Annotated in this window: 25 protein-coding genes and 1 pseudogene; 8 read left to right on the top strand and 18 right to left on the bottom strand. The window is 61.7% G+C overall.

What is annotated here, in order from left to right:
• Positions 1 to 375: 375 nt before the first annotated feature.
• From O6760_RS05340 to O6760_RS05360, 5 genes are read left to right on the top strand one after another with little or no spacing between them, the layout of a single operon-like run.
• Positions 376 to 1,041 carry a hypothetical protein gene (locus tag O6760_RS05340; protein WP_269584447.1) on the top strand — a complete coding sequence of 222 codons (666 nt, stop codon included), beginning with the start codon at positions 376 to 378 and terminating at the stop codon, positions 1,039 to 1,041.
• On the top strand, positions 1,038 to 1,829 hold the full coding sequence (trpA, locus tag O6760_RS05345) for a tryptophan synthase subunit alpha (RefSeq protein ID WP_269584448.1): 792 nt from the start codon (positions 1,038 to 1,040) through the stop codon (positions 1,827 to 1,829). The genes O6760_RS05340 and trpA overlap by 4 nt, the downstream gene beginning before the upstream one ends.
• Positions 1,826 to 2,659: an AfsA-related hotdog domain-containing protein gene (locus tag O6760_RS05350; RefSeq protein ID WP_269584449.1), complete on the top strand. Its 834-nt coding sequence runs from the start codon at positions 1,826 to 1,828 to the stop codon at positions 2,657 to 2,659. Before trpA ends, O6760_RS05350 begins: the two co-directional genes overlap by 4 nt.
• A gap of 19 nt (positions 2,660 to 2,678) precedes the next feature.
• Positions 2,679 to 3,983: a protoporphyrinogen/coproporphyrinogen oxidase gene (locus O6760_RS05355; RefSeq protein ID WP_269584450.1), complete on the top strand. Its 1,305-nt coding sequence runs from the start codon at positions 2,679 to 2,681 to the stop codon at positions 3,981 to 3,983.
• The gene (locus tag O6760_RS05360) at positions 3,980 to 5,152 is read left to right on the top strand and encodes an MFS transporter (RefSeq protein WP_269584451.1); all 1,173 of its coding nucleotides are present in this window, start codon (positions 3,980 to 3,982) and stop codon (positions 5,150 to 5,152) included. Before O6760_RS05355 ends, O6760_RS05360 begins: the two co-directional genes overlap by 4 nt.
• A gap of 94 nt (positions 5,153 to 5,246) precedes the next feature.
• On the opposite strand, the gene O6760_RS05365 is transcribed toward O6760_RS05360, so the two are convergent.
• From O6760_RS05365 to O6760_RS05445, 17 genes and pseudogenes are all read right to left on the bottom strand, one after another.
• Positions 5,247 to 5,687 carry a hypothetical protein gene (locus O6760_RS05365; protein ID WP_269584452.1) on the bottom strand — a complete coding sequence of 147 codons (441 nt, stop codon included), beginning with the start codon at positions 5,685 to 5,687 and terminating at the stop codon, positions 5,247 to 5,249.
• Positions 5,684 to 6,394 (bottom strand): hypothetical protein, encoded by a 711-nt coding sequence (locus O6760_RS05370; RefSeq protein ID WP_269584453.1) that lies wholly within the window; start codon positions 6,392 to 6,394, stop codon positions 5,684 to 5,686. The genes O6760_RS05365 and O6760_RS05370 overlap by 4 nt, the downstream gene beginning before the upstream one ends.
• Positions 6,391 to 7,434, bottom strand: coding sequence for an anthranilate phosphoribosyltransferase (locus O6760_RS05375; protein ID WP_269584454.1), 1,044 nt, complete (start codon positions 7,432 to 7,434; stop codon positions 6,391 to 6,393). Before O6760_RS05375 ends, O6760_RS05370 begins: the two co-directional genes overlap by 4 nt.
• 21 nt (positions 7,435 to 7,455) lie before the next feature.
• Positions 7,456 to 7,713 (bottom strand): acyl carrier protein, encoded by a 258-nt coding sequence (locus tag O6760_RS05380; protein ID WP_269584455.1) that lies wholly within the window; start codon positions 7,711 to 7,713, stop codon positions 7,456 to 7,458.
• A gap of 21 nt (positions 7,714 to 7,734) precedes the next feature.
• Positions 7,735 to 9,249, bottom strand: a complete 1,515-nt coding sequence (locus O6760_RS05385; protein ID WP_269584456.1) for an AMP-binding protein — start codon at positions 9,247 to 9,249, stop codon at positions 7,735 to 7,737.
• A 10-nt stretch (positions 9,250 to 9,259) separates the two neighbouring features.
• Positions 9,260 to 10,432: an acyl-CoA dehydrogenase family protein gene (locus O6760_RS05390; protein ID WP_269584457.1), complete on the bottom strand. Its 1,173-nt coding sequence runs from the start codon at positions 10,430 to 10,432 to the stop codon at positions 9,260 to 9,262.
• Positions 10,429 to 11,667 (bottom strand): beta-ketoacyl-[acyl-carrier-protein] synthase family protein, encoded by a 1,239-nt coding sequence (locus O6760_RS05395; protein ID WP_269584458.1) that lies wholly within the window; start codon positions 11,665 to 11,667, stop codon positions 10,429 to 10,431. The genes O6760_RS05390 and O6760_RS05395 overlap by 4 nt, the downstream gene beginning before the upstream one ends.
• A 15-nt stretch (positions 11,668 to 11,682) precedes the next feature.
• A complete protein-coding gene (locus O6760_RS05400) occupies positions 11,683 to 12,651 on the bottom strand; it encodes a beta-ketoacyl synthase N-terminal-like domain-containing protein (RefSeq protein WP_269584459.1) in 969 nt (322 codons plus the stop codon).
• Between the two features lie 31 nt (positions 12,652 to 12,682).
• Positions 12,683 to 13,063, bottom strand: coding sequence for an ectoine synthase (locus O6760_RS05405; RefSeq protein WP_269584460.1), 381 nt, complete (start codon positions 13,061 to 13,063; stop codon positions 12,683 to 12,685).
• A gap of 299 nt (positions 13,064 to 13,362) precedes the next feature.
• Positions 13,363 to 14,034, bottom strand: coding sequence for a transglutaminase-like domain-containing protein (locus O6760_RS05410; RefSeq protein ID WP_269584461.1), 672 nt, complete (start codon positions 14,032 to 14,034; stop codon positions 13,363 to 13,365).
• Entirely contained in the window at positions 13,997 to 15,331 is a 1,335-nt protein-coding gene (locus O6760_RS05415) for a sensor histidine kinase (RefSeq protein WP_269584462.1), read from the bottom strand. Before O6760_RS05415 ends, O6760_RS05410 begins: the two co-directional genes overlap by 38 nt.
• A 12-nt stretch (positions 15,332 to 15,343) precedes the next feature.
• The gene (locus O6760_RS05420; protein ID WP_269584463.1) at positions 15,344 to 16,027 is read right to left on the bottom strand and encodes a response regulator transcription factor; all 684 of its coding nucleotides are present in this window, start codon (positions 16,025 to 16,027) and stop codon (positions 15,344 to 15,346) included.
• Positions 16,028 to 16,062: 35 nt separating this feature from the next.
• The gene (locus tag O6760_RS05425) at positions 16,063 to 17,568 is read right to left on the bottom strand and encodes a hypothetical protein (RefSeq protein WP_269584464.1); all 1,506 of its coding nucleotides are present in this window, start codon (positions 17,566 to 17,568) and stop codon (positions 16,063 to 16,065) included.
• On the bottom strand, positions 17,568 to 18,371 hold the full coding sequence (locus tag O6760_RS05430; RefSeq protein WP_269584465.1) for an outer membrane lipoprotein-sorting protein: 804 nt from the start codon (positions 18,369 to 18,371) through the stop codon (positions 17,568 to 17,570). The genes O6760_RS05425 and O6760_RS05430 overlap by 1 nt, the downstream gene beginning before the upstream one ends.
• 31 nt (positions 18,372 to 18,402) lie before the next feature.
• Positions 18,403 to 19,794, bottom strand: a complete 1,392-nt coding sequence (locus O6760_RS05435) for an ABC transporter permease (RefSeq protein WP_269584466.1) — start codon at positions 19,792 to 19,794, stop codon at positions 18,403 to 18,405.
• A 12-nt stretch (positions 19,795 to 19,806) separates the two neighbouring features.
• Complete coding sequence (locus tag O6760_RS05440) at positions 19,807 to 20,538, bottom strand: ABC transporter ATP-binding protein (protein WP_269584467.1); 732 nt, start codon at positions 20,536 to 20,538, stop codon at positions 19,807 to 19,809.
• A 280-nt stretch (positions 20,539 to 20,818) separates the two neighbouring features.
• Positions 20,819 to 20,926, bottom strand: a pseudogene (locus tag O6760_RS05445) (AAA family ATPase); the annotation flags it as partial.
• Between the two features lie 925 nt (positions 20,927 to 21,851).
• Here O6760_RS05445 and O6760_RS05450 point away from each other — a divergent pair.
• The 3 genes from O6760_RS05450 to O6760_RS05460 are packed head-to-tail and all read left to right on the top strand — an operon-like array spanning position 21,852 to position 23,967.
• Positions 21,852 to 22,292 carry a hypothetical protein gene (locus O6760_RS05450; protein ID WP_269584468.1) on the top strand — a complete coding sequence of 147 codons (441 nt, stop codon included), beginning with the start codon at positions 21,852 to 21,854 and terminating at the stop codon, positions 22,290 to 22,292.
• 51 nt (positions 22,293 to 22,343) lie between these two features.
• Positions 22,344 to 22,712: a YciI family protein gene (locus O6760_RS05455; protein ID WP_269584469.1), complete on the top strand. Its 369-nt coding sequence runs from the start codon at positions 22,344 to 22,346 to the stop codon at positions 22,710 to 22,712.
• Positions 22,705 to 23,967, top strand: a complete 1,263-nt coding sequence (locus tag O6760_RS05460; RefSeq protein WP_269584470.1) for an RNA polymerase sigma factor — start codon at positions 22,705 to 22,707, stop codon at positions 23,965 to 23,967. The genes O6760_RS05455 and O6760_RS05460 overlap by 8 nt, the downstream gene beginning before the upstream one ends.
• Before the next feature lie 91 nt (positions 23,968 to 24,058).
• Here O6760_RS05460 and O6760_RS05465 read toward each other — a convergent pair whose 3' ends face one another.
• A complete protein-coding gene (locus O6760_RS05465; protein ID WP_269584471.1) occupies positions 24,059 to 25,579 on the bottom strand; it encodes a tripartite tricarboxylate transporter permease in 1,521 nt (506 codons plus the stop codon).

Below are 25,579 nucleotides of genomic sequence, written 5' to 3' on the forward strand. Positions count from 1 at the left end.
CGCTCTGTGGGCGCTCGATCACGGGAGACACACTGCGGCAAAGCTTGCTGGAAATAAAAACCTGTAATGCACAAATACTTGCCGCAAAATCACACGATTTTTCAAATTGTCATATCATGTTTACTGCGTCACAAACGAAAGAGAAGACGACCAAAGAAATAAAATCAATACTTTCCGGGCCTTCAGTCAGATTTCCTCCAGAAAGACACCGCAAAATTCGTAAATATGATTTTGTGTCGCCTTATATGACGTTTTCCAAAAATACATTTCCAAAAATTTCGACACCGCATTGTCGCTGATTTCGCTAGATTTTTCCGCGTTCAAAGAACTGGCACCGGCATTATTGCCAATCGTTCATACCTCTGGATTTGTTCAATGGATATCAAGATCTGCGGCGCGACGACTTTGGAAGAGATTGAGCTTCTGCAACAGGAAGGTGCCCGCTACACGGGTCTCTGGACCGGTATCGACGGTCACCGTTACAATCTGGACGACACTCTGTTCCACACGCTCGCGGATCGTTGCCGGCGCATCATTCCGGTGGCCGTGTGCGTTCGCAAGCCTGTCGCCGGGCTGGTCAACCTCCTTAAGGAGACCCGGGTTCGACATGTCCAGCTTCACGGTTTCAACGCGCCCAGGGATGTGGCCCTTCTCAAGCAAGCCGGCTACACGGTAATCAAGACACTTCACCTGAAGGATGACGGATCCTGTCTTGAGGAACGCTGGATCGAGGCCTACGCGAAGCTCGGCACAGATATTTTCCTGGCGGACAGGTACCAGGATCCGTCCAGGATCGGCAGCACGGGCCAGCCTCTGCCGGACTCCGTTGCCGAAAAATGGATGGGTCGCCTCGCCGGACACCGCATCTGGCTGGCGGGCGGCCTGAATGTCGAACGCGTCTCCCTGCTGTCGGAAGGTGGCCGGGTCGAAACAGCGGACATCGACACTGCCGCGCGGCACCTCGGCAAGATTGCCCGCAAGGCGAGCCGCCTGCTCGTCACCGCCTCTCGGCCGGCCGGCCTGTTCAAGGAAACGGCATGACCGCCATGGCGCAGCTTCTCAAACGGCCGGACCCCGAAACGCGCAGTCTGTGCCCGCTGATCATGGCTGGTGATCCTGATCTGCAGACAACCCGTTCCCTGCTGCAGGCATGCGTCGATCTGCGCATCGGCATGGTCGAACTCTGCGTCCCCTTTCACAGAGCTTTTACGGATGGTCCGACCTTGCAGCGTGCGCATGCCAGGGGCCTTGCCGCCGGAACGGACCTGGAAGCCGTCCTGGCCGTCATCCGCGATTTCAGCCACAACATGGATATCGTCCTGCTCGCCGACTGTTCGCACACGCTCCTGCCCAACGGCTTTGCACCGGTATGCGAAAAAGCACGCGAGGCTGGTGCCGCCGCTATCCTTCCGCACGGTCTTCCGCCCCGCCTCGCACCGGAATTCATCAGCGCCGCCAACGGAATGATCCCGGTTGTGGGAACCCTCTATGTAAATTCCGCAGACGATGTCTGCCGCAAGGTTCTCGCGCACAGCAGCGCCTTCATCTATCTGGTTTCGGCCTATGGCCGGTCGGGAGGGCAGGCAGGGCCCGACGCCGGCCTTCGCCTGCGGATCACCGACCTCAAGCTGCGGACGCGCCTGCCGATCGCGCTCGGCTTCGGCCTCAAGACCCCCGCCAACGTCTCGGACGCCTTCTCGATGGGCTGCGACATAGCGATCGTCGGAAGCGCGGTATCGGCCGCGGTCGAAAGCGGAATCCGGACCGGCGACCCGGTGCGCCCGGCACGGGAACTCATGGAAGCCCTGAACGCGGGCGTCCCGGCATGACGGCTCTCGACCGGCGACAGGACCCGCGCAACCATGTCCTGAGAAACCTTGCCACCGACCGGCGGCTGACGGCCGAACTGGTCGTGGACCGCCAGCATCCGTTTTTCTTCGATCACCCGCTCGACCACGTCCCGGGGCTGCTGCTCCTTGAGGGCGCGACACAGCTCGCGCAGTCGGATGCGCGACGCCCCCAATTCGTCGGTTCCGTCACCGCCCGGTTCGAGAAATACGCCCTGTTCAACGAAACGATTGACCTGAGCGCCGACAGGACAGAGGCGAGCGGCCGCACGCGGTACGACGTCGCGCTGGCCCAAGATGGAAGGACCCGTGCGCATGTCAGCGTGGAACTGGTAGATTTCGACCGCGACTTTGCCGGCAGATGCGCTCGGCGGGCCGAGGTGCACCCCTGTCCGCCGGGTCCCTTGAACAAGTCGAACCCTGAGAATGTCCTGATTTCCGAACCGCAGGTGACGGCCTCCAGTGTCAGGGCGCACATCCTGTCCGCATCCGGAAACTGCCTGCTGACCGACAGCATCTGCACAGTCCACCCGCTGTTCATGCTGGAGTGTTTCATGCAGGTTCAGCGCTACCTCAACGCGCAGCACCCGGATCCTGGCCGCATGCGTGACATCCTCACGGGTGTCACGTTTTCGCAGATCCTGCCCGTTCGGGACAGTTCGCTGCCGATGACGGTCGAGGGCACCGCCGATTTCATGTTTTCCCAAAATGGAAGAGCTTCACGGACAGCGAACATTGCCGTCTGCGGCAGCACCTTCGCGCACTGCAGCATCCTCACCGCCCGGACCGGGATGCGCCGCAAATCCGCCTGAACAGATAGGAACCAGGATTATGGAACCTGTACACATTATTGGCGCCGGCATTTCGGGACTTGGCGCGGCCCACTACCTCTCCCGCAAGGGCATTCCATCGGTCATCCACGAGGCCGGACACAGCATTGGCGGCCGCGCCGGCTGCATCCGCAGCGGCGGCCATGCTTTCGAGGTCGGCGGCAAGAATTTCTCAACAGCCTGGCCACGATTTACCGCCCTGTTGACCGAATTCGGCCTGAATGATTTTGAACCGCAGCACCCCGGTTTCCACATTGTCCTGAAAAACAGGCTGATCGCACTGGAAAAGAGCAAGACCCTTTCGGGTGACCTGCGTCTGGCAGCCCGCCTTGGATTGAAATCCGCGCTCCAGTTCAGGAGCTTCCTCGCCAAGGCCCGCGCCAATGCGGACCGGCTCAACTACACGTCCGGCCTGATCGAGGAAATCGAGCGTCGTTGGGATCATTCAACCATCGACAACCACTTCACCCGGACCCTCAGCGACGGTCCGCTCAGACTGTTCTCGATCATCATGGGTGCGGCGGAACCCGATGAACTCTACCCCTCGCTGCTGATGCTGTTTGCCTCGGGTTTCGGCAAAGGCGAGCACCGCGCGATACGCGGCGGCATCGGACGGCTGCACGATTGCCTTGCACAAGGCAAGTCGATCCAGTTCGGCGAGCGGGTCGAACGCATCGTCACGGAAAACGGCCAGGTTGCCGGACTCGAGCTCGTTTCGCAGACCGGGCAGCGCAGCAGGGTCACCGCGACGCGCGTTCTGTCCTGCGCGCCCCTTCACGTCCTGAAACGGATCGTTTGCCTGCCGGCCTATGCCCGTGTCGCGGCGGACGCCGTGCGGTATCATCCCCTGGCTCTGATCAACGCGGTCTACGATCAGGATGTGTTTCGCGACAATATCCACTCGATCATGTTTGACGCCGGTTCGCCGCTTGGACATTGCTCCGCAAACCGGCTGCACCAGCCCTATCACGTCCGCTTCACCCTGTCCGGCCGGGCGGCCCGTGACGTGCTGGACCAGGACGACGACGCCCTGCTCGACCTTGCCGAGGCGGAGTTCTCGCGCCGCCTGCCGATCCGGGCCAACAGGACAAAGTGCCTCGTTACTCGCCACGAGGGCGGAATTTGCGGCTATGCCCCGCATTTCAGCCGGGTGAAGCGGGATCTCCTGAGGGGGATCGAAACGATACAGGGCCTGGAAATCGCCGGCGACTATCTCGAGGGGCACACCATGGAAGGCTGCCTGACATCCGCGGACCTTGCGGTGCAGCGCTTCAACCTGGAAGAACCCAAGCGGGAGGCCGCATGATGTCCGCCGCGGCTTCCGGGCTGCGCGCACCCTTGATCCTGGCGGCGGGCGCGATGACGGTGATGAGCGGTGCGGCGATCGCCCCGGCTCTTGGCGAACTGCACCTCGCCCTGACGTCTGGAGGCGGAAAGGGGATCGACAGGTTCGTTCTGATCCTGCCGGCGATCGTCGTTCTGTTCGCGGGCCCGCTGATCGGCCGGATGTCCTCCTGGATTTCACCCCGCATCGTTCTGTGCTTCAGGTTGGCGCTGCTTGCGGTTGCCGGCGCCCTGGGTGGCCTGGCGAATTCCTACGGCTGGCTCTTGGTCACGCGCGGCCTGCTCGGCGTGGCGACGGCGATCGTGCTCTGTTCGGCAACCGCCGCCATCGTCCGCTTCTTCGAGGGGCCGGCCAGAGGCCGCATGATGTCCGCGCAGACCGCCTGCAATACGCTCTCCGGGGTGGTTTTCATTGTCTGCGGCGGGCTTCTGGCAACGCTGAGCTGGCGATTGGCCTTCGCGATCTACCTGTTAGCCGTGCCTGTCGCAATTCTTGCCTGGCGCCTGGACTGGGGTGATGTCCTTGAGGCTCCGGCCAAGCAGCATGGCGGCGCCGGAATTCAAGACGATCTGCCGATGCTCGGCATGATCGTGCTCGCAATGGGGTGTTTTTACCTATTGCCCACCCAGGTGCCCTTTCTTCAAGGTGTCCTGGCGGGCCCGGCCGAGGCCGCACTTGCAATTGCCGGCGGAACGCTGGCGAGCGCCCCATGTGCGATGCTGGCCCCGAAACTGTCACGGCTTCTCGGCCGCAGGAACATGATGGCATCCGGCGCTGGTGCCATGGCGCTCGGCAATCTGTTGATGACCCTGGCGGACGGCCCGCTGGCCGCGACGCTGGCGGCCGTTCTTGTCGGCAGCGGGTTTGGCCTGATCCTGCCGCTCGCCATCCTTGTTGTGATGGGCCGGACCGGGGCCCCCGACCGGGAAGCAAAATCGGGCTGGGTTGCGTCGGCAATCTACTGCGGACAGGTCTTTGCGGTTGTCCTCGCCACGAGCGCCGCAAGCTGGGGAAACACCGTCCCCTTCGCGATTTCTGCAGGTATTCTCGCCGGAGGTCTGGTTGTCGCACTGCTCGCGATCTGGGTGCGGCGGCTGGGCGTCAATGCGCGTTCCCAGATCGGTGACTGACACGCACGACAACCGGCATCTCATCTGATGGCGCTGTTCCGGTTCGCCAGCCCGGACAAGGCCGCCTCAGACTGCGGCACCGGCTTCTTCAATCCTATGCTCCGGTTGCTCCGGGCAACCGCAGCACATCCGAAATCCTGCAAAAGTGACGGGACACCACCTGGATCGTGGTGAGGATCGTATCGACGGGGACCGGCAGCTGGGCACAGTGATCGGCGCCTGCCGCAAACAGTTCCAATCGCTGCTCGAGGTCCAGCCCCCGATGCAAAATGATGATTGGAATGACCTGGCTGATCCGGCGCACGGTGCGGCAGATCGCGGAACTGTGTTCAAAGGAAACCGTTTCCGAGATGAGCACGGCTGTCGCGGTGGCGTTGCGCACCATGTCGGCAACGTCCTTCAGCCCCCGTTTCTGAAACACGATGTATCCCCGCGTTTCCAGCGAGGATCGCAGGGTCGTGCAATCCGACGGCGCGTTTACCGCGATGGCAATAAGCTCCGTGCCGATCTTCGGCCGGTGGGGAATGGAGCTCATGAAGCCGGTGCTCTGGCCTGCGCCATGGCATCCATGAACAGTCCTGCGGTATTGCCCGGACCGTTGTCGCCATTCATGAATGCGGTGCCGACCAGAATGCCGTCAAAACCGCACATGCAGGCTTTCCGGGCATCCGCCGGGGTCCGGAATCCGCTCGCGCTGACCAAAAGCCCGGCATGCCGGGCCCTGGCGCTGCGGTAGAGCGCAAGGCTGTGTTCAACGCCGCCATCGTCGGTTTCCCGGACGCGGATGTTCCGGTTGTTGATCGCCAACACCGATCCGCCCGGCAAGTCCAGCCCGTCAAGCTCGGTTTCGTTCGCGGCCTCGACAAAAGGTGTCAGGCCAAGATCCAGAGCCATTGCAGCGAGCCGGACAACATCCTTGTTGCGCAGCAGCGAACAGGTGAGCAGAACGGCCGACGCACCGGCCTGAAGGCTGTCCCGCAGATGCCGGGCGGACACGATGAAATCCTTGCGCAGAACCGGCAATCCGGTTTCGGCGATTTCCCTGATCATGCCGACGGAGCCGTTGTGCCACCTGCCGGTCGTGACCGACAGGCACGCGACACCCGCACGGGCATAATCCCGCGCGATTTCGCCGACCTGCATCTGCCTCAGAAGGTCGCCATCCTTCGGTGAGGCAGGTTTTATTTCCGCGATCAACGGCGCCTCGGCGCGAGCCAGCGCTGCGGCAAATTCAAGTTTCAAGCGACATGCCTCCCGGTTCCGGTTCGGGCCTGCACAAGGTCTCGTGCGTCGGCGAGTTTCCGCAGCGCCGATCCACTTCTGAGGGCTTCCTGCGCCAGATCGAGCCCTTCCCGCAGCGTTCCCGCCTCGCCGCCGATGCAAAGAACCGCAGCCGCATTGAGCGCAACGGTCGCCGTCGCTTCCGCGGGGCCTTCGTTTGCGAGAACCGCCTGAAGCAGCGCCGCATTGTGTTCAAGCTCCCCGCCGGCGAGCATCCCGACGCGCCCGGGCGGCAGGCCGAGGTCTCGCGGGTCCAGAAGGTCAGGCTCGCTTTTCCCCGGCCAGGCGAGCCGCACCGGTCCGACCGACACGAGTTCGTCGACCCCGCACAGGGCGTGCGCCGTCAAAACGACCCGGTCCGTCTCCGCCGCTGTCCGGCGGACAATGTCGAAAAGATCCGGTGAAGAGGTTCCCACCACGGCTCCCCGCGTCCTGTAGGGGCAGATCAACGGTCCGAGGGCATTGACGAAACGGCCGATCATCTTGAAGGGCAGCGGCATCGCCGCCACCGCAAGCCTCCGGCAGAGCGGCGCATAGACCGATGCGTCGGCAAAGCCGATCCCGATCGTCTCAAGATCTTCCGCCAAAGCATCGTGCGAGTGCGCCTTGCCGAGCCCCAGCGCCTTCAGAACGTCGGACGAACCGACCCGGCTGGAGTAGGCGGGGGACCCGGACTTCAGAACCGTAGCCCCGCATGCCGCCGCGACAAATGCCGCCGTCGTGGAAATGTTGAATGTGGCGGGACCGCCGCCGGTGCCAACGATGTTCACCGCCTTGTGCGACACCGGCAGGTCGATCCGGGGATAGGCCACGTCGAGATAGCGAACGAACGCAAGCACCCTTTCAAAGGTGAACGGGGCGGCCGAGAGCGCGGCAAGAACGGCAATGGTTTCCTGTTTCGGCCGCAGCCCCCCATCGGTTTCGCGCCAATAGTCCACCATGGCGTCGATCCCGGGTGTTTGGCCGGCGACAAGCGCGGCAGCAATCGCGTCTTGGGACATGTCTCCCTCCCGGTTGCCGGATCAGGCAGGCGCTGTCTGGACTTTTGCCGACAGCAGCGAACCGATGGAACTCAGGGACTTGTAGAGATCCACGTCCAGTTCTTCCGGCGCAATCGCCAAGCCCATCTCGTCCTCGAGAAACGCAACCAGTTTCAGCACGCCGAGACTGTCAATAATGCCGCTTTCGATGAGATCGAGGTCGTCCGGCAGGTCTGCAGGTTTGATGTCGGGAGCAAATTCTGTGGTGATGAACTCGCGGATTACGGTCAGGCTGGTCATCTTGGTCTCCAATATTCGTTGTTAGGCGGTCTGGACCGCAGCCTCGAAATAGGAGGCAGCGATAGTCTTCCGGCAGATCTTGCCGTTGGAATTCTTGGGAAGCGGATCCGGCGTGAGGCAAAAGGATTTCGGGATCGCATAGGCGGGCAGCGCCTGCATGGCATGCAGGCGCAGAGCCACGCTGTTCACCTGCAACTCGTTACCGGAGAGCACCGCGGCAAGCTGACCGTTGGGACCGACGAACACGGCATTTTCGCGCACGCCCGGATGTCGCGACAGGCACGCCTCGATTTCGGCAAGGTCGATACGGTAGCCGTTGACCTTTCGCACGCTGTCGATGCGTCCCAGAATATAGACAAGACCGTCTTCCCCGGTTCGAACCCGGTCACCGGTCCGGTAAAAGGTCCGCCCCTCGAAGGTGCCGGTCGCGCGGGCCGTCAGGTCCGGGTCCGAATATCCGATCATCATGGTCGGGCAGCGCACCCATAGCTCCCCCTCCTCTCCCGCGGGAACCGGATGTCCGTTGTCCGCCATGACAACGTGGTCCGTGTAGGGCAGCGGCCGGCCGAGCGGCAGCGGATCGGGACTTCCCGCCGCGGGAACATCGTAGAAGAAAGTGTCGTTCGTCTCCGTGCAGCCGTAGATGTTTGTCAGCCGTGCGTTGGGAAACACCTGGGCAAGCAAGCTGAGACGGGATGCCGGCATTGGTTCGCCCGCGAACAGAACACAGCGCACCAGTGGAAACGTCCGCCCGCCCGCTGCGTCCGCGATCAATCCCAGCGCAGACGGTGTCGCATGCAGGAAGGTCACCCGGGTTTCGGCGATCAGCCGGCACAGCCGTGCTCCGCTGCGGGCCGCGGCCGCGTCTGCCAGAACCACGGACGCTCCCGCCGCCAGGCCGGCAAAGATATCCAGAAAGGACAGGTCGAAGGCCAATGGCGCATGGCTGAGCAACACGTCCGCAGGTGTCAGGCTGAATTCGGAACGGACCCAGTCGCAGAACACCGAAATCGCGTTCGCGCCGATACGCACCTGCTTTGGCACACCGGTCGAACCGGACGTGTGCAGAACGGCCGCACATTCGCCCGCAACCTGGCCGCACCCCGAACCGGTGGAAAGGTTTGCGGGCACAAGTGGCAGGAGCGGAACGTCCGCGCGCGCGGCCCAGGTGTCGATCTTGTCGCGCGCAGCCATGTCGACAAGGATCGCGGCCGGTTGAAGTCTTTCGAGAATGTCTGTCCAGCGACGCGCGGGATGCGTCGGGTCAAGGGGGGAGTAGGCCCTGCCGGCATGCAGAACACCGAGTATCGCCGAGACTGCCGCAGGCTGTTTCTGGGTGCAAATGGCAACCGGCCCCGGGGCGGTGCCCGCAATCATGGCGCTCACGGCAAGAGCCTCGTCTCGAATCCTGGAAAAGGGCACAGCGTCCGCCGCGCCTTCGACCCGTCCGGGTGCCCAGGCCTCGAGACGGTCCATCAGCCGTGCGGCCAGGGTCTGCGGCGTCATGGGCGCATTTGCTGTGGCCGCTTGAAACATGGCCTCCTCCCTAAAGCCCCAGCATCGCGGCGATGCGATTGCGCTGGATATCCGACGTCCCTGAATAGATGAGACCGCCCACCGCATTGCGCAGACCTGCCTCGATGCCCGTTTCGGCCATGTATCCGGCGCCGCCGAACAGCGTGATCGCATCCAGCGAGTTGGCGACATTTGCTTCGGAAATCGCCAGTTTGGCCGCGGCAATATCGAGCGAGGCCCGACCACCGCCACCGATGGCCTCGACCGCGCGCTGCAGCCAGTTGCGCGAGGTTTCCACCCGAAGGTGCATATTCGCGATACGGTGCGAGACCGCCTGATAGCTGCCGATTGAACTCCCGAACTGCTGCCGGGATTTCGCATGTTCGATGCACCGCTGCAGTTGGGTCTGCATCTCTCCGATCTGCAATGCGAAGATGCAGATGATTTCCCACTTCATGACGTAGTCGAGGATCGAGTAACCCTGCCCCTCGCGTCCGATACGGTCCGATTCGCCGATCCGGACCTCGTCAAAGTGCATGTCCGCCATGGGGGCCGTTCTGAGTCCGAGCTTGCGGCGCGGCTTGCCAATCGTGACCTCGTCCGCGGCACAATTCACCAGAAGTGCGCTGAACCCTCCCAGGGCGCCCTTTTGCGGATCGGTTCTTGCGTAAACAACGCAGAAATCCGCAATCGGGGCGTTGGAGATAAAGCACTTCTCGCCTTTCAGAAGATACTTGTCCCCTTCCCGGGCTGCCGTCGTCTTCATGGCGAAGGCATCGGACCCGCTATCAGGCTCCGTGATGGCATGCGCACCGATCAAGCTGCCCGCGGCAAGCCCCGGCAAAAGCCTTTCCTGAAGCTCCGGGCCGGCGAATTTCGCGATCGGGATACAGGTGCTGCAGAAATGGCTGGCCAGAGTGAACCCGAGACCACTGTCCGGGCAGAGCCGGCCGAAGCAAAGCAGCACTTCGGCAAGTTCGGTGGCGCTCAACTCCAGGCCGCCAAAGTCCTCCGGCACTGTCAGCGCGGTCAGTCCGGCATCGCACAACGCCTGCCACCGGTCCGGATCGAACCGTCCGTCCTGGTCGTCGTCGATCCAGTCGCGGTTCAACGTCTCCGCCCAACGCTCCAGTCCCGCGCAAAGATCCGCGACCAGGTCCGTTCTGTGGGGCGTGTTTGCGGTTTTGGTCAGCAAAACGGTCATGAAAGATCTAGCCCCTGTGCCTGGAAGAGAAGGCTGCAGTTGATGCCGCCGAAACCGAGCGAGTTGCTCATGGCGAAATTTCCAATGAATTTTTCCGGCCGGTCGGGGCCGGGCATCGGAAACCCTGTCTCCTCCGGCGTCGCGGTGGTCTTCATCGCCGGCGCCGTTCCGGTGCGCAGGGCAAGCACGGTGATCAGCGCCTCGATGGCGCCGGCGCTACCGAGCAGATGCCCCGTTGCCCCCTTGGTGGAACTGATCACCGGGCGCTTCTTGGAATCTGCGAAAATCCGGTTCAGCGCTTCAGTCTCGGCCTTGTCGTTAACGGGGGTACCGGTCCCGTGGCAGTTGATGTAGCCGATGGCTTCGGGCGCGATGCCCGACCTTTGCAGGGCCTGGCTCATCGCCTGGGACAGTCCGTCCGGACTGGGATGCGTGATGTGATGCGCATCGATGCTCAGACCAACATCGATCAGATACGCAATCGGCTCGACGCCCCTCTTTCGGGCGTGGGCCTCGTCTTCAAGCAGCAGCATCGCTGCGCCGTCGCCGATAACCATGCCACGCCGCCCCTTGTCGAAGGGCCTGCAGCTTTCCTTGTCCATTGCCCTGAGGGCATTGAACCCCGCATAGTCTGCCGCCCGCATCCGGTCGGACCCGCCGACCAGCATCATCGGAGCGTCTCCGCTCCTGACGCGGGAAAAGGCATAGGAGATTGCCAGCGACGAACTCGCGCAAGCGCAGGAGAAATTGGCGAATGGGCCGTCGAGACCAAAGGTCCGTGCCAGGATGCTCGCGGACGCGGCGGGCAAAGCGGCATCCAGATAACCGCTGTCCTGCTCTTGCAGGCGGCTGTCATCCGCAAGACTGTCGAGGAACAGATCCATCAGTCCGCCGCTGGTCGTCGCCAGCGCGATCCCGCAGGAGCTGGTGTCTCCTCCGAGCACACCGGCGCTTTCCAGTGCTTCGGCCGCAGCCAGCAGGCCGTTGGCCGCGCATTCCAGTTCGGCCTCCGGCAGCATTGGCAGGCCGTACCGGTCCAGACAGCCGGCAAGTGCTGCGCGGACGGCGTCCGGATGCGTCGCATAGGCCTTCTTGGCCCGGAAGGGTTCCGTGTCGAAATGGACCGGCCTGTTCGGGAGTCCGCCGCCGGCCATGAGCCAGCGGGTAAATGCCGGTACGCCAATGGCATCACGTACCACGACTCCAAGCCCGGTAATGGCGACGCCGGATTTCAAGTTCGTCTCCATCGCCTAGTGCAGCCTGATACCGGCGGCGATACCACCGGTAAGCGGATCGCAGGCCCCGACCATCCAGTGCCGGGGCGTTGTCTTGTCTTGCAGCAGGCTTCCGCCCCCCAGCAGCTGGGCAAGCTCCACCAGGCCGCTTGCGCCGATACATTCTCCCGCGTCCAGGCTGGAAGCCGGATTGCACCGGTCACGAAAATCCGCCGGGCTGCGGCTGACTGCAAATCCGAACTCCGGCAAATCGCGACCGAAGAGGCGCTTACCGACCGAGCCGCAATTTCCGGACACGCGGTTGAGGATGGCAGTCCCCGTGAGGTCGGCCAGCGCGGTCAGGCCGCGGGCCTCCGCCAGCTCCTTTCGCTCCAGCATTAGGCAGACCATGGCTTCGAACACGGGGCCGGACTGCGTGGCTGTCCTGCGGATATGATCGTCGACCGGCGAACCGAAATCCTCGAACGCGGTCACGACCACACGGTCGCAGCGCCGATCCAGCAACCAGTCGCATGCGCATTGAAAGGCTTCCATGCCTGCGGCCCGGGAACTGACCATTGCCGTGCATGGTCCCTTGAACCCGAACTCGATCGCGCAGCACGAGACCGGGTAATTATGCGTTGCCTGCGCAAACCGGATGGCGTCAATTCCCTTTGGACCGTACCTGGCCAGGCGCCGGTGCATGTCGAACACGATTGAACAGCCGTACCGGGACCCGGACACCAGGCCCGTTGCGGCCCCCGCCGCCGCCTCCTTCGACAGGGCCGCGTTTGACAACAGCTTAGTCACAAGCTGTGACATTCGGAACGACACCGGCGTATGCCGCTGCCGCTCCCTTTTCCTGTGTGCCTCGAAGGCACCGCGATCCAGCCGGATCAAAGAAAAATCGCCAAGGGACTCGTCCGGCGCCTGCAGTCCGGGCGGGAGGCTCTTCTCGTCTGCAAGATCCATTGCAATTGCTGAAATCACTATGGAAGCTTTCATCAAGACCAATCCCCTGGCAAGTTGAGTTGCATCAGTAAGCAGAACTCTCGGCTCCGAGACTGTGTCTTTCAGGTCCCTGCAGAGGCGGATTGAAGACACACACCAGACGCATGGTCTTGTCGGCCTTCAGCACATGCTTTTCGTGATTGTCCAGCGCATACATGGTCCCGGGAGTGATCCGGTGAACCGCCCCGGTGACCTGGTCAATGACCTCGCCCTCGCCCTCGATGCAATAACAAGCCTCCAGGTGGTTCCTGTATTCAAGCAGCGAAGACGTGCCCGCCTCAACGATGGTATCGGTGAGGGAATACCCCATACGATCGGATTCAAGCAGCAGTCGCCGGCTTTGACCATTGCCCCAGGCGACATCACGATCAGTATTCGACAACGAATCGATAGATTTAATGATCATATTTACCTCACCTTATAGTAGTCAATTCAAGATTATTCTTAATATCCTGAACTCTAAAAAGTATATAATAATCAAAATCACTTGAGTTTGCTTTTTTGTAAAATTAAATTCCCTATGCAACAAAATGTGAGACATGGACGCCGGTCTGAAACATCCGACCCGGCGCCCCCATGAGAAGCATTGCCGGCACGCATCAAATCGCAAAACCCGTGACGAACCGGGCAAGACCGTCACAGGATTTTGAAACACAAAAAAGGCGGCCCGCCGGGCCGCCTCCGCAAGGTGATCGACGAAATGTGTCAACCGGTCCGCGCGACCGCATCCTGTTTCAGCGATCCGGACAGGAACCTCGTGGAACTGGCAAACAGCTCGCCGTGTTTTTCCCGCATGCCTTCCAGGATCATGCTGTGGGGCAGGTCGTCGAATTCACCGTGATCCCGCAGGATTTCCATATGGAGATGCCCGTTTTCGTCGAAGGGATGATGCAGGCTGTCGCGATATCCGTCGAATTCCAGAGGTGTCATCCGGAAGAGCTGGCACAGGCGCTTGTTGAACACCGGTGTCGACTTGATCCATCTTCCATCGAGCTGCAGGGCCACCAGGCAGTGATAATGAAAAACGGTGTCTCCCATGATGCGGGACAGGCGTTCGGAACAAAGGTGGTTGCGGACGTCAGTCAGCCAAAGCCGCGAAGGAATGCCGATCTTGCGAAGCAGCGTGGCATATACAATGGACTTGTGTATGCACAAGCCGGCTCCCTTCCGCAAAATCGCGCTCGCCTTCATGCCGGATTGAGAGAAATCCGCATCGTAGATCTCGTAGAACAGCTTGTCCCGGACGGCATAGTAAAGCTCGACGGCACGTGTCCGCTTGTCCGCACCGGTATCACTCACATTGTTTTCGACAAACCGTGATATCTCGGGCGCGGAAAAATCAAAAAACGAGGTTTCTGCAAGAGTCGATTTTGTCATTGGCCATGTCCTCGATCGTTTTGCAAATGGCATTGGGTATGATGGCGGAAATGGTCGTCCCCTCGCCCAATGAGCTCTTGATGAACATGCGTCCGCCAAGGCCCTCGGCGATCGTTCGGCACAGGTAAAGGCCGAGGCCGTAACCGCCGGATGCCCTCCCCCTGGACTCGTCAACTCGCCAAAAAGGTTCCGTCAGGTATTTCAACTGGTCTTCCGCGATGCCGATACCCTGATCCTGGACCGAAATGCAAAGGGCCGCCGGGTCATTCGTGTCGCGGGCAAAGCGCACCGTGATCGGATTACCGTCGCCGTAACGGACCGCGTTGGAAACGAAGTTCTTCAACAGGACGCTGACAACGAAGGGGTCGAAAAACGCGACGTCGAACCCAGTATTGTTCTCGACCCTGATCTTGTCGCGATCATCCACCTGCAGCGCGATCTGTTCATCGGCAAATGTCAGAATTTCGACCAGTTCGGCCGAATCCTCATTCGAATGTCGGCGTTCCGTTGCCAGAATGGAGGCCAGTATTTCCTCCACCACCGAAATGTCCTTGTTGATCTTGGTCCGAAGGGTCTCGTCTTCCACGAGGTCCTTGCGGACCTTCAGGCGGGACAGCGGTGTCAGCAGCTCGTGCGGCAAGGCCAGCAGCATGTGCCGGCGGGCTTCGTGGATCCGCTGCAACTCTGACACCATATTGTTGAATCCTATCGCAAACGTGCGGAATTCGCCGAAAGTCTCGTTCAGAGGGATCTGGTAACTCATGTCTCCCTCCTCGACCCTCGAAATACCGTTGCTCAGCACGATGAAGGGCCGTGTGAGCCTGCGCATCAGGAAATAGATCAGCAGGATGACGCCGACGATCGCGCTGATGACAACGCCAACCAGAAACAATGCAAAGGTCGAGATGGCGGCACCGAAACGCGGCAGGACGATGAACATGTCCCCTTCGATGCCGCCGGCGGCGTAGTAGTCGTTGTGAGGCGATATGGCGATGCCATCCGGGTCCTCCTGCGCCATGAGATAGAGATCTCGGAACTCGGACGATCCCGCTTCTTCCGGGCTCATCTGGATGAGTTTGACACCGTTAACGGACAGGGGTTGCGGTCCGGCTTCGTTTAATTGCGTCACCAGGGCGTGGAACAGGGCACGCGCGAGGTACCGCCGCGGATGTTCATCCGCGACGCGTTGAAGGGCGAGAATGAGCACGAAAGTCAACGTGAGCGTCGACGCGACCGTCGTAATCAGGAGCAAGCTGAACACCGAACGCGAGGCAATCCATTTACTCAGCCGTGCCATCAAGTGATTCATCTAGACCCTGCTGTAAACGAGGCGATAACCGCGGCCGCGCACCGTGAGGATGAGATCATCCGGGGACCCTGCCAGCCGGAACTTCCGGCGCAGCCTGTAGACGATCGTATCTATGATCGCCGGATCGCTGTATTCGGAATGGCGGATACGCTCCAGAATCTGCAACCGGCTGAGAACGTTTCCCTTTGCGTCTGACAGCGCTTTCAGGATCTGTATCTCCAGATCTGTGAGATCGACCGTGAAACGGTCGTGACTTGCCACCATCCGGGTCTCATCGATGACGACCGCGGCCGGGAGCTCCGGTTTTCCTGACGGAGCCGGCCAGCGCTTCACCGCCCGGATGCGGGCGACCAACTCCCTGAGTTCGACGGGTTTGGCAATGTAGTCGTCCACGCCGCTTTCCAGGCCGACGATCCGGTCGGTCAGTTCGGCACGCGCGGACAATGCGATGATGGGAATGTCCCGCTTCGGAAAGTCCGATGACCGGATTTCATGACAGACGGTCATTCCGTCCATCTCCGGCAGCATCATGTCGAGCAGCACAACATCGGGACCACAACTGGCGAGCATTTCCAATCCCTTTTGCGGTGTCTCAGCCTGCACGAGCGATATTCCGTATTTTTCAAGTACCGGCTTCATGGCGTCTCCCAGCTCAACATCGTCATCGATCATCAGTACTTTCAAATCGAGCCTTCCTTTCGCGCGCCCCCGCCCCTCGATCAGAATGTGTATTTCACCGCAAGCTGGATTGAGTTCTGAAGCGGGTTTGAGCCGTAGACCGACGTGTCGCTACCGAACACGGAAAACGCCCGCATGCTGAGTTCAAGATTGTCGTTGAACGGATAGCTTGCGGCAATCTGCGCCAGTCCGCTGTGATCGTGCGGAACGTAGTAGCCTATCGCCGTGAAATCGGCGTCGTTCCAGAAATCGTTCCACGCAAAACGTGCAAAAAGCTGATGCTGCGCAAGCGGTTCCTGCTCCCGCGAAGCAAAGGAATGGACGGCCCCCGCCGCTGCAAGATCGGATCCGGACGCATCCGCCAGGGCATCGAGTTCCCGGTTGTTGAGGCCGGCACCGTTGTAGTGGTACTCGAGCGAAAGGGAGATATCCTCGGATTTTGCGAGCACCTCGGGAAAGGACCAGGTTGCGCCGACCGCGAGTTGGGCGGCCACGAAGAACCCCTGGTCGGCACCGATACCCCGCCGAAAGGCCGCGCTTCCCGATCCGTCCTCCAGGGCCTCCGCGGACAGGTTCATTCGGTCCTGAATGAAGGTTTCCCCGTAGAGGACAAGGTTGTTGCCGAGCGCGCCGCTGACTTCGGCGCCGCCGCCCCACCGGTCGTCCTCGACGATCACATTGCCGGTGAACGAGATGTTTCCGCCGAATCCCGGCGAGACCTTGGCGTAGGCTGCATAGCTCGGATTGGTCCGGTTCAGATTCAGTCCGACGATGTCGGCGTTCGTGATCACGGTGTCCTGCGCTGCGGAGATTTCCGGCCGGTAGCCTGCCTGCACGAGCGTGTTGCCGATGCTGGTCGCGCCGTTGACGACGACCGTGCCCAGCCGTTCTTCCCGCCGGTCGCCGGGGTCCTGGCTGTCGATCGTGACCAGGCTGTTGGCCTTGAACCAGTCGGTCGGATTGAAACCGAGGGCAACGCCGTTCCGGATGTTGATCCGGCCGGCCTCAAGCGAGAGGTTCTTGCCCGTGTCCCAGGCAAATCCCAGTTCCTGTACATCGAGGCGCGTGTCGTCCTCGACCTCGAAAGGTTCCGCCTCGATCTTGGCGGCCCGGGCACGCAGATTGAACAGGAGCGCCGTGTTTTCGCTCAGGCTGTTCCGGCCGAACCAGTGCGCCGAGAACCGGCCGGCATAGATGTCATCGCCCTGCTGATCCTCATTGCGAAAACCGCGCAGTTCGAGTTCCAACGACGAGGTCTTCGAGGCCAGCACCGGGGGAGACGTCTCCGCCTCGGTCACCTCGGCCTCGACACTGTCCTCGATTGGCGGGATTTCCCCGACCGCAATGTCCGGCAGCGGGATGTCATCGGGCTCAGGAGACGCCACACCCACATCGGCGGCAGGGCCTTCGTCTTCAATTACCGGAGCGGCCACAACGCTGTCGCCTTCCAGGACGGGAGGTAGGTCGAACTCCTGCGCAAATGCCAGTCCGGTGCTCAGAAGCAACGGACCCGCGGCTGCGCATAGAACACCCGAGGGCTTCATCATCAGGAACTGCCCTGCAGTTCAAATCGCGGCAGCCACTCCTTGCGGAACCAGGACTGGGGCAGGTTGCGCGGCCTGAAGGCGTTCATCCGCATCAGCGTCACCTTTTTCGGATCGAACGCGTCTGCAATCACGACTTCGGTCGGACGAACCTCGCCCATCTGCGATTTCCAGGAACGGTACCAGGCGACTTTGATGAGAGAGCCGCTTTTCGTGTAGTATTTGCCCTTTATGGGCCTGGAGGTCGCCGCATCCACCCAGAAAGTGACGGCGCTGTAGGGCGTCGAACTGCTGGCGGAGGACAGCTTCAGCCGATAGCAGTTGCGGTTCTGCCGGTCGCCGTCGGCGATTGTCTCGGTACCCTCCAGCACCGGATTGTAGTCGCCGACCAAGTTGGAGCTGACAACGTCACCATTGGAGGCATTGCCAAGCAGCCGCTGGCGCGGCGAAATCCGCACGGATGCCCGTGACTTGGGATCGTATAGCCACAGGATGTTGCCATTGCGCAGCAGGATCTTGCCGCGATCGATGCTCGGCGCGGTGATGTAGACCAGTGTCTGGAATTGACCGCCCTGCTTTCGGGAATGCGTGGTGACCTTGGTCTGCCCGTCCAGCTTGCCGTTTTCGTAATTCAGCAGATGGACGTCGACGACGAAGGAGGTCTGCGGATTCCGGATCGCATCCGACTGTCCAAGGATGGTCTTGGCATCCGGGGCCGCGAGGGCCGGAACGGTCAGTCCCGTGGCCCCGGCTGAAGCCGCTGCCGTCAGGAGCAGCCGATTGAATTCGCGGCGATTGAAGGTCATTTCCGATTCTCCTTTCCTGGTGCGGACCTGCTCAGGACTGGTGCAGGCTTTCGACAATGTTCATGCGGGCTGCGCGGAAGGTCGGCAGGACCGCCGCGAGGACGGCAAGCACGATCAGTGCAAGGAAGACCGAAGCGGCAAACACGGGATTTTTCAGAACCATCAACTGGACGGTGAGCGGCGTCGCGTTGCTTGGCGGCGTCCATTGCAGCCCCGCGGAATTGACAAAGCTGGAAACCGCCACCGCGAGAATCAGCGCGACAGCCGCGCCGAACAGGCCGGTCAGGGCGCTTTCGGCGAGAAACAGCTTTTTGACGAAGCTCTTTCGGAATCCGATGGCGCGAATGGTGCCGATTTCCTTCACGCGTTCCACCACGGTCATGGAAACCGTGTTCACGATGGTGAAGACGATCACGATCGACAGGACCAGGGAGATCACGAAGAAAATGAAGGAGAACATGCCGAAGATACGGTTGAAGGTCGGATCCACCTCGGTGAAATGATAGACTGTCAGATCCGTCCCGGCGTCCTGCAGGAGCATCGCGACACGGGCCTTGACCGCATCGACCAGTTCCGGCGCCTTCACCTGCAGCATGAGCGCGGTCGCCTCGGGGCGTTCCCCGTAAAGCAGCGTCTGCGCCTGCTCGAAATGCATGAGCACGAAGGCGTTGTCGACGGCGCGGATGGCCTGCGCCTGTGCGGAATCGATGCCGACGCGGACAATATTCGGAGCGCCTTCCGTCGTGGCGGCCATAAGGTTGAGCGGCGGCCGCGCCGAGCCGGAGGATGACAGGTCGGCCAGTTCCCGGTCGCCGGAGACGAGCGCATCGATATCCGTGCCGGCAGGCGTGCTCGCGGCCTGTGCCGGCGCCTCAGGACGATCCCGGCAATTTTCGACCTGCAACCGGTCGCAGAACCCCAGCATGCGGGCCATGCCGAGGCCGACGACAACGGTCCCGTTCTCGGTGTCGTTCAGGCCCGTGGCCGGGGTTGCCTGGCCGATCTGCCAGCCGTCCCATTGCCGCATCCTGTCGATCTTCGACGGATAGACACCCTGGCCGATGAAGGTCTTGGAGTTTCCGGTAACCGCGTTGCCGGCGACGCCCGCGAGGTCGATCCGCGGCGTGATCACTTCGACGCTGTCGCGGATCACGACGTCCGCCAGCAGAAGATCGGCAATCTCCGGCCAGTCGCCGATCGTGTAGTCTTCAGGATTGGCCGCGCCGTATTCCAGGTAGCCGTTCCGATAGATCTGCAAATGCCCCTGTTGCTGGATCATCGAGGTCTGAACCCCGAACCAGATGGAGGTGACAAAGCCGCCGAACAGCAACGCCGCAAGGCCGCCGACCCCGATGGCCAGCGCGGTCATGATTGACCGGCGTGCATTCTTGACGAGATTCCGAAATGCGATGGTCCAGATCATGATACGCAGCCTCTAGCAGAGTTCACCGTCGACGATTTCGATCCGGCAGCTTTGCGGCGTGATCAGATCGGTCTCGTGGGTACAGATGACAACCGACGTGTCGAATTCGGATTTCATGCGGTCGAGGAGCGTGATGATTTCACGCGATGTCCGGCTGTCGAGGTTCGCCGTTGGTTCGTCGGCCACAATGAGGTCCGGCTCCGTGGCCAGGGCACGGGCGATCGCCGTGCGCTGGCGCTGTCCGCCGGAGATTTCACCGGGCCGTCGGTCTGTCAGATCGCCGAGGCCGACCGCGGCAAGATAGTCCGCGGCCCTTTCCCGGCGCTGGCGGCTGCTTAGCCTGTGGCGCAGCAGCGGAAACTCCACATTCTCAAGGAGACTCAGCACCGGGATGAGGTTGAAGGACTGGAAGATGAAACCGATGTGCCGGGACCGGAAGTCGGCGGCCCGGGCATCGCTGAGCCCGGTCACGTCTTGCCCCAGCAGGGACAGCGTACCGGAAGTCGGCCGGTCGATCAGGCCCAGGATATTCAGGAGGGTTGACTTGCCGCTGCCCGACGGTCCGGTGACGAATGTTGTCTCGCCCTTTGGAATGGTAAAAGAAACATCACGAAGCGCGTTAACAAGAACACGATCAAGCTTGTAGTTCTTGCAAATATTTTTGAAAACGGCAGCCGCTTCAACTTGCAGAACCGGCTCCACGGTTGCGACTTCGAACTCCGTTTGCTGAGATATTCTGGTCACGATCTCGGCCCTCTTTTGGTAAAATTATTGAGCAAATTTTACCTACCGAGCCACTCACAACTCAAACAACAAAAAATACTATTTCTCCGCTTACGGACTTCACATTGTAACAATTCAGAACATTGCGCCATAAATCGAAAAGAGCGGTGTCAACGGCGAAGCATGAACAGGAAAATGGGCGGAGTAAAAGTCAACGGCTTGCTGCTCACGCCTGAGACCGCCGGCAGGGCGTAGCCCGAGCCGGGGGGGGCAGGCGTGCGCGGCGACGTTCCGGGTGGGGTCAACCTGCCTTTCGGGCACGGCTTTGGGTGAGGCGGTAGCTGTCACCGTTCATCTCGAGGATATTGACGTGGCCGGTGACGCGGTACAGCGGCGCACCGGTCAGACGGGCTCCGTTGCAAACTCTGAGTTCGGGCGAATTTCGGTCTCGTCGGTCGCCCCCGGTTCAAGCATTGACGTCCTGAGGATGGGTTTCGAGCAGCCGTGCGGCTTCCTCCACTTTAGACACCTCCCAAAAACGGAAAGCGTTACCTTTGTCTCCGGACGTTTTGTCACCCATGTCTCAGGTCGGGCCTCAAAAGACTTGGATAAGCCGCATGCGATGTGTTTTTTTGCAAAGCGGCCACCGCAAATTCGCATTGTCACAAGGGTGCCCGACACGCATTCGTAGCGGCACAAACCGAACAATGGAAAGAAACGTGAACGGGTCCCACGCTTGAACGGCTGGATCGGGGAGCTCGGCTTCCGCCTGCTCGGAGCAAGGTACTGGAGGCCGAGGGTTCCGGTGCGCCTGTCGGGTTCGGCGGGACGGTGATCGCACCGGAAAACGTTCTGCTGTCCGATCTCGATCAGGGCGACGTCCTGTTCACCTGGTCCTTCGACTGCAATCTGTCCTGCTGCGGCACGCCTTGGTCCGGGAGACGGTTCCAGGGCGTGGTCCGCTTTCAAGGGCTTGCCACAGCGTGCAGGTGCCGAAAGGGCGGTCTGGTACCAGGTCCGTCGAACTGGCACCCGTCCGATGGCACTGTCCCGGTTCTTGTTTGTTGCGGTCGGTGTTTGAGCGTTCCGCGTCGCTATTTGCTCCCTCAAGACCGCCTGCCACGGCATCGGCAAAGCAGGCTTCGCAAGTCCGGGAGCCGCTCAGCGGGCCGTATCCGAAACGTGTTTCGTGATCCGCTTCCCATGACTTCCGCTCGCAAACCACGCCGATCCAGGGGCTCCGTGTAGAGCGCTTGAAAAAAAGTTTCCGGAGCGGTCCGAAATCGGTGCCGGCCGTCGTCCTCGCGATGAACCGGAAACAAAGGACGACGCTCATGACATTTTCACGCCCCATGCTCGCGCTGGCCGATGCTGTTCTCTATGTCGTGCTGACGTTGGGATTTGCCGTTGTCTGGCACCTGAAACTGTTTGCGCCGCTATACGTCTCATTGAACTGGCCCAGCCCCGAAGACGCGGATGTCCCGCTTGGCTTCGTGGCGATTGTCACGCAGGCGATCATTCTGGGTGTCCTGTTTCAGTCTGTTGTCGAGGGCCGCGGTCTGGGCCGCGCGATCGCGATGCTTTGCGGCACGGCCTTCGTCTTTCTTTGGTCGTCGCATGTCATCGGCGACGCGGCGAAATGCGGCTTCCTCCCGAAATCGACCTTCGTCGCGGTCGAAACCCTGTACCTGGCGATACAATTCGTTCTCTTCGGGGTGGCTCTGGCCCTGGTTCATCGCTGGCTTGATCCGCGTTGCAGGCCGCGCGCATCATGACCGCGGTTCCCGCTCGCGGGAGCTTCGGAAATCGGACAAAAGGAGGCCACCATGCTCTATTCCATCCTGATCTTCGGCGCGGAAGGCGTGACCGAGAACCTCTCGCCGGAGGCGCAGGATGCGCTGATACAGCAACACAACAACCTGAAGACCCGGCTGGAGGCCGAGGGCACATATCGCGGTTCGGTTCAGCTCATGCCTCCCTCCACGGCGACGCATTTGCGCGATGCCGGCAAGGGGACGGAATTGCTGGACGGCCCCTTTGCGGAGTCCAAGGAACAGTTCCTGGGGTTCTATCTGATCGAATGCGACGATGTCGGCTATGCGCAGCAGGCTGCGCGCGAGCTGCCGGCAGGCGTTGCAACAATGGAAGTGCGCGCGGTCGCCTGGGCCAGGGGGGCCGTCACCACCGATGGCTGACCGTGCCGCGATCGCCGCGCATCTGGCGGCGGCCCGGCCACGCGCGGTTGCGGCGCTGGTGGCCTGGTGCCGTGACATCGAGATGGCCGAGGACGCGTTCCAGACGGCGGCCCTGCGCGCGGCGAAGAACTGGCCGGCCAACGGAATCCCGCGGGATCCGACCGCCTGGCTGCTGCACGTGGCGCGCAACGCGGCCCGTGATGTGTATCGCCAGCGCGCAAGGCAGGCGGAGGAACCTCTGGAGGCTGCCTTCAGGCTCGCCGACGGCAGCCAGCCACAGGCCGAGGAGGCGCTTGACAAGGCGCGCTTCAGGGACGACGTGCTGCGGCTGCTGTTTCTGTGCTGCCATCCGAGCCTGCAACCGGGCGATCAGGTGCTGCTCTGCCTTCGCCATGTGCTGGGGCTCGGGATCAACGACCTGGCCCGGGCGCATGTCACGTCAGCCGATACGATGCAGCGCCGGATATCGCGGGCCCGGGCCCGGGCGCAGGCACGGCTTGGCGCCGGCGAGGCGGACATCAAGCCCGGCGAGCGGGCCGGAAGCATCGCCCAGGTGCGCAAGGCGCTCTACCTGATGTTCAACAAGGGCTACGGCGCCAGCCACGACGAACAGCATCTGCAGCCGCTCCTTGTCCGCGAGGCGATCCGGCTGGCCCGCCTTCTGGTTTCGCTGTTCCCGGGCGAACCGGAAAGCCTTGGACTGCTGGCACTGTTCCTGGGCCATTCCGCGCGCATGGGCGCCCGGCTGGATGCGGCGGGGAGCCTTGTCACGCTTCCGGATCAGGACCGGACGCTCTGGGACCGCGGCGCGATCGCCCAGGCAGCGCAATACCTGCAAAACGCCCTGCGCAGCGGACAGGTCGGCCCGTTTCAGGTTCAGGCGGCCATCGCGGCTGTTCACAACGCGGCCGCCCGCGCCGAAGACACCGACTGGAAAGAAATCCACTGTCTCTACCTGGCTCTGGAAGCGCTGGAGCCCTCGCCGGTCGTTCGCCTGAACCGGCTCGTCGCCCTGTCGCGCCTGCAGGGCCCCGATCGCGCCCTGGCCGAGTTGCAGGAACTGGTGGAAACGCTGGCGGACTACCTGCCGTTTCACGCGGTATACGCCGGCCTGTCCGAAGAAGCCGGCCGGCGAGCCGATGCCGTCCGCGCCCTGAGAGCCGCTCTCGACTGCCATCCGTCCACCGAGGAGCGGATCTTCCTCACGAGCGAGCTGGCGCGGCTGAAGGACGGGGCAGGAACGGGGAGGAGTTGAAAACAGTTTCGATGGTCGCTACAGCAAGGCCTGACGGGATCCGGGCCGGATTTTCCCCGGTCCGGCACAGCCGAGCCGTTCAGTCCTGCTGTCAGGTCTCCGGATCGAGCTGTTGCGTGGCGGCCGCGGCCTTCCGTCGCCGGCGCACCGGGCCGAGCACCAGCGGCGAAAGCCAGATTGCGATGGTGACGATCCCCAACCCGGCTGAGATCGGTCGCTCGAAGAAGGTCGCGAACTGACCGTTTGCCTTGATCATCGAGGTCATGAAGGCGTCCTCCAGCAACGGCCCCAAAACCAGTCCCAGGATGGCCGGAGCGATGGGAAAGCCGTTCTCCTCCATGAGATAGGCAACAAGTCCCAAAACGAGCAACACGACGATGCCGAATACCGAATTGTTGATCGCAAACGTGCCGACCATGCAGAACATCAGGATGATCGGCATCAGCACCGAGCGCGGGATACGCAACAGCTGCTTGGAGGACTTGATTGCCAGATAACCGAGCGGCAACAACAGCAAATTCGCCACGAAAAACGAAATGAACACCGCGTAGATCAATTCAGGCTGATCCAGGAACACGGTGGGTCCGGGATTCATGCCTTTCACGTAAAGAACGCCAATCACGATCGCGGTGATCGAATCGCCCGGAATGCCGAAAACAAGCGCGGGCACCCAGGTTCCGCCCAGCCCCGCATTGTTCGAAGACCCCGCATCCACCAGCCCTTCGACATGGCCTGTCCCGAATTTTTCCGGTTCCTTCGAAAACCGTCTCGAAACCGCGTAGGATATCCACGCGGCGATGTCCGACCCGGCCCCGGGCAAGGCGCCAACCAGCGTCCCGATCACCGACCCGCGCAGCAGGTTCATTCGATATTTCGACATGATCGCGCCCAGTCCGGCAAACACGTTGCCGATCGATGCCTGCCTGACGGCGTCAGGTGGTCTGGTTGCCGTGACGACGCGCAAGACTTCGGCCAGCGCGAACATGCCGATCATCGCGGGAATGAAGTTGATCCCGCCCATCAGCTCAACCGATCCGAATGTGAACCGGGCCTGGCCCGACATCGGATCAAGCCCGACAGTTGCCACCAACAGGCCGATCAACAGGGAAATCGCCCCTTTCACCGGGTTCGAGCCCGATATGAACGCTGCACAGGTCAGGCCAAGGCAGGCCAGCCAGAAGTACTCATAGGAAGAGAATTTCAGCGCCACTTTGGCCAGTATGGGCGCTGAAAACGTCAGCGCCACCGCTCCGAACATGCCGCCGATGACCGCGGCGACCAGGCCGGTGCCAAGCGCCAGCTCGGCCTTGCCCTTCCGGGTCAGGGCAAACGCCTCGTCCGTGTAGGCAGCCGAAGCGGGGGTGCCCGGAATTCGCAGGAGAGCCCCCGGTATGTCCCCCGCAAAAATGGCCATGGCCGTGGCCGTTACGATGGCGGCAAGGGCCGGAACGGGCGGGATGAAAAATGTGATCGGCACCAGAAGCGCGGTGGCCATTGTCGCCGAAAGACCGGGAATTGCCCCCATGAAAAGCCCGAACAGTCCGGACAGGAGGATGACCGTCAGAACATAGGGATCCAGCACGATCGGCAAGGCAGTGAGGAAATGGTCCAT

The organism is Roseibium sp. Sym1, from assembly GCF_027359675.1.
In the GTDB taxonomy this organism is placed as follows: domain Bacteria; phylum Pseudomonadota; class Alphaproteobacteria; order Rhizobiales; family Stappiaceae; genus Roseibium.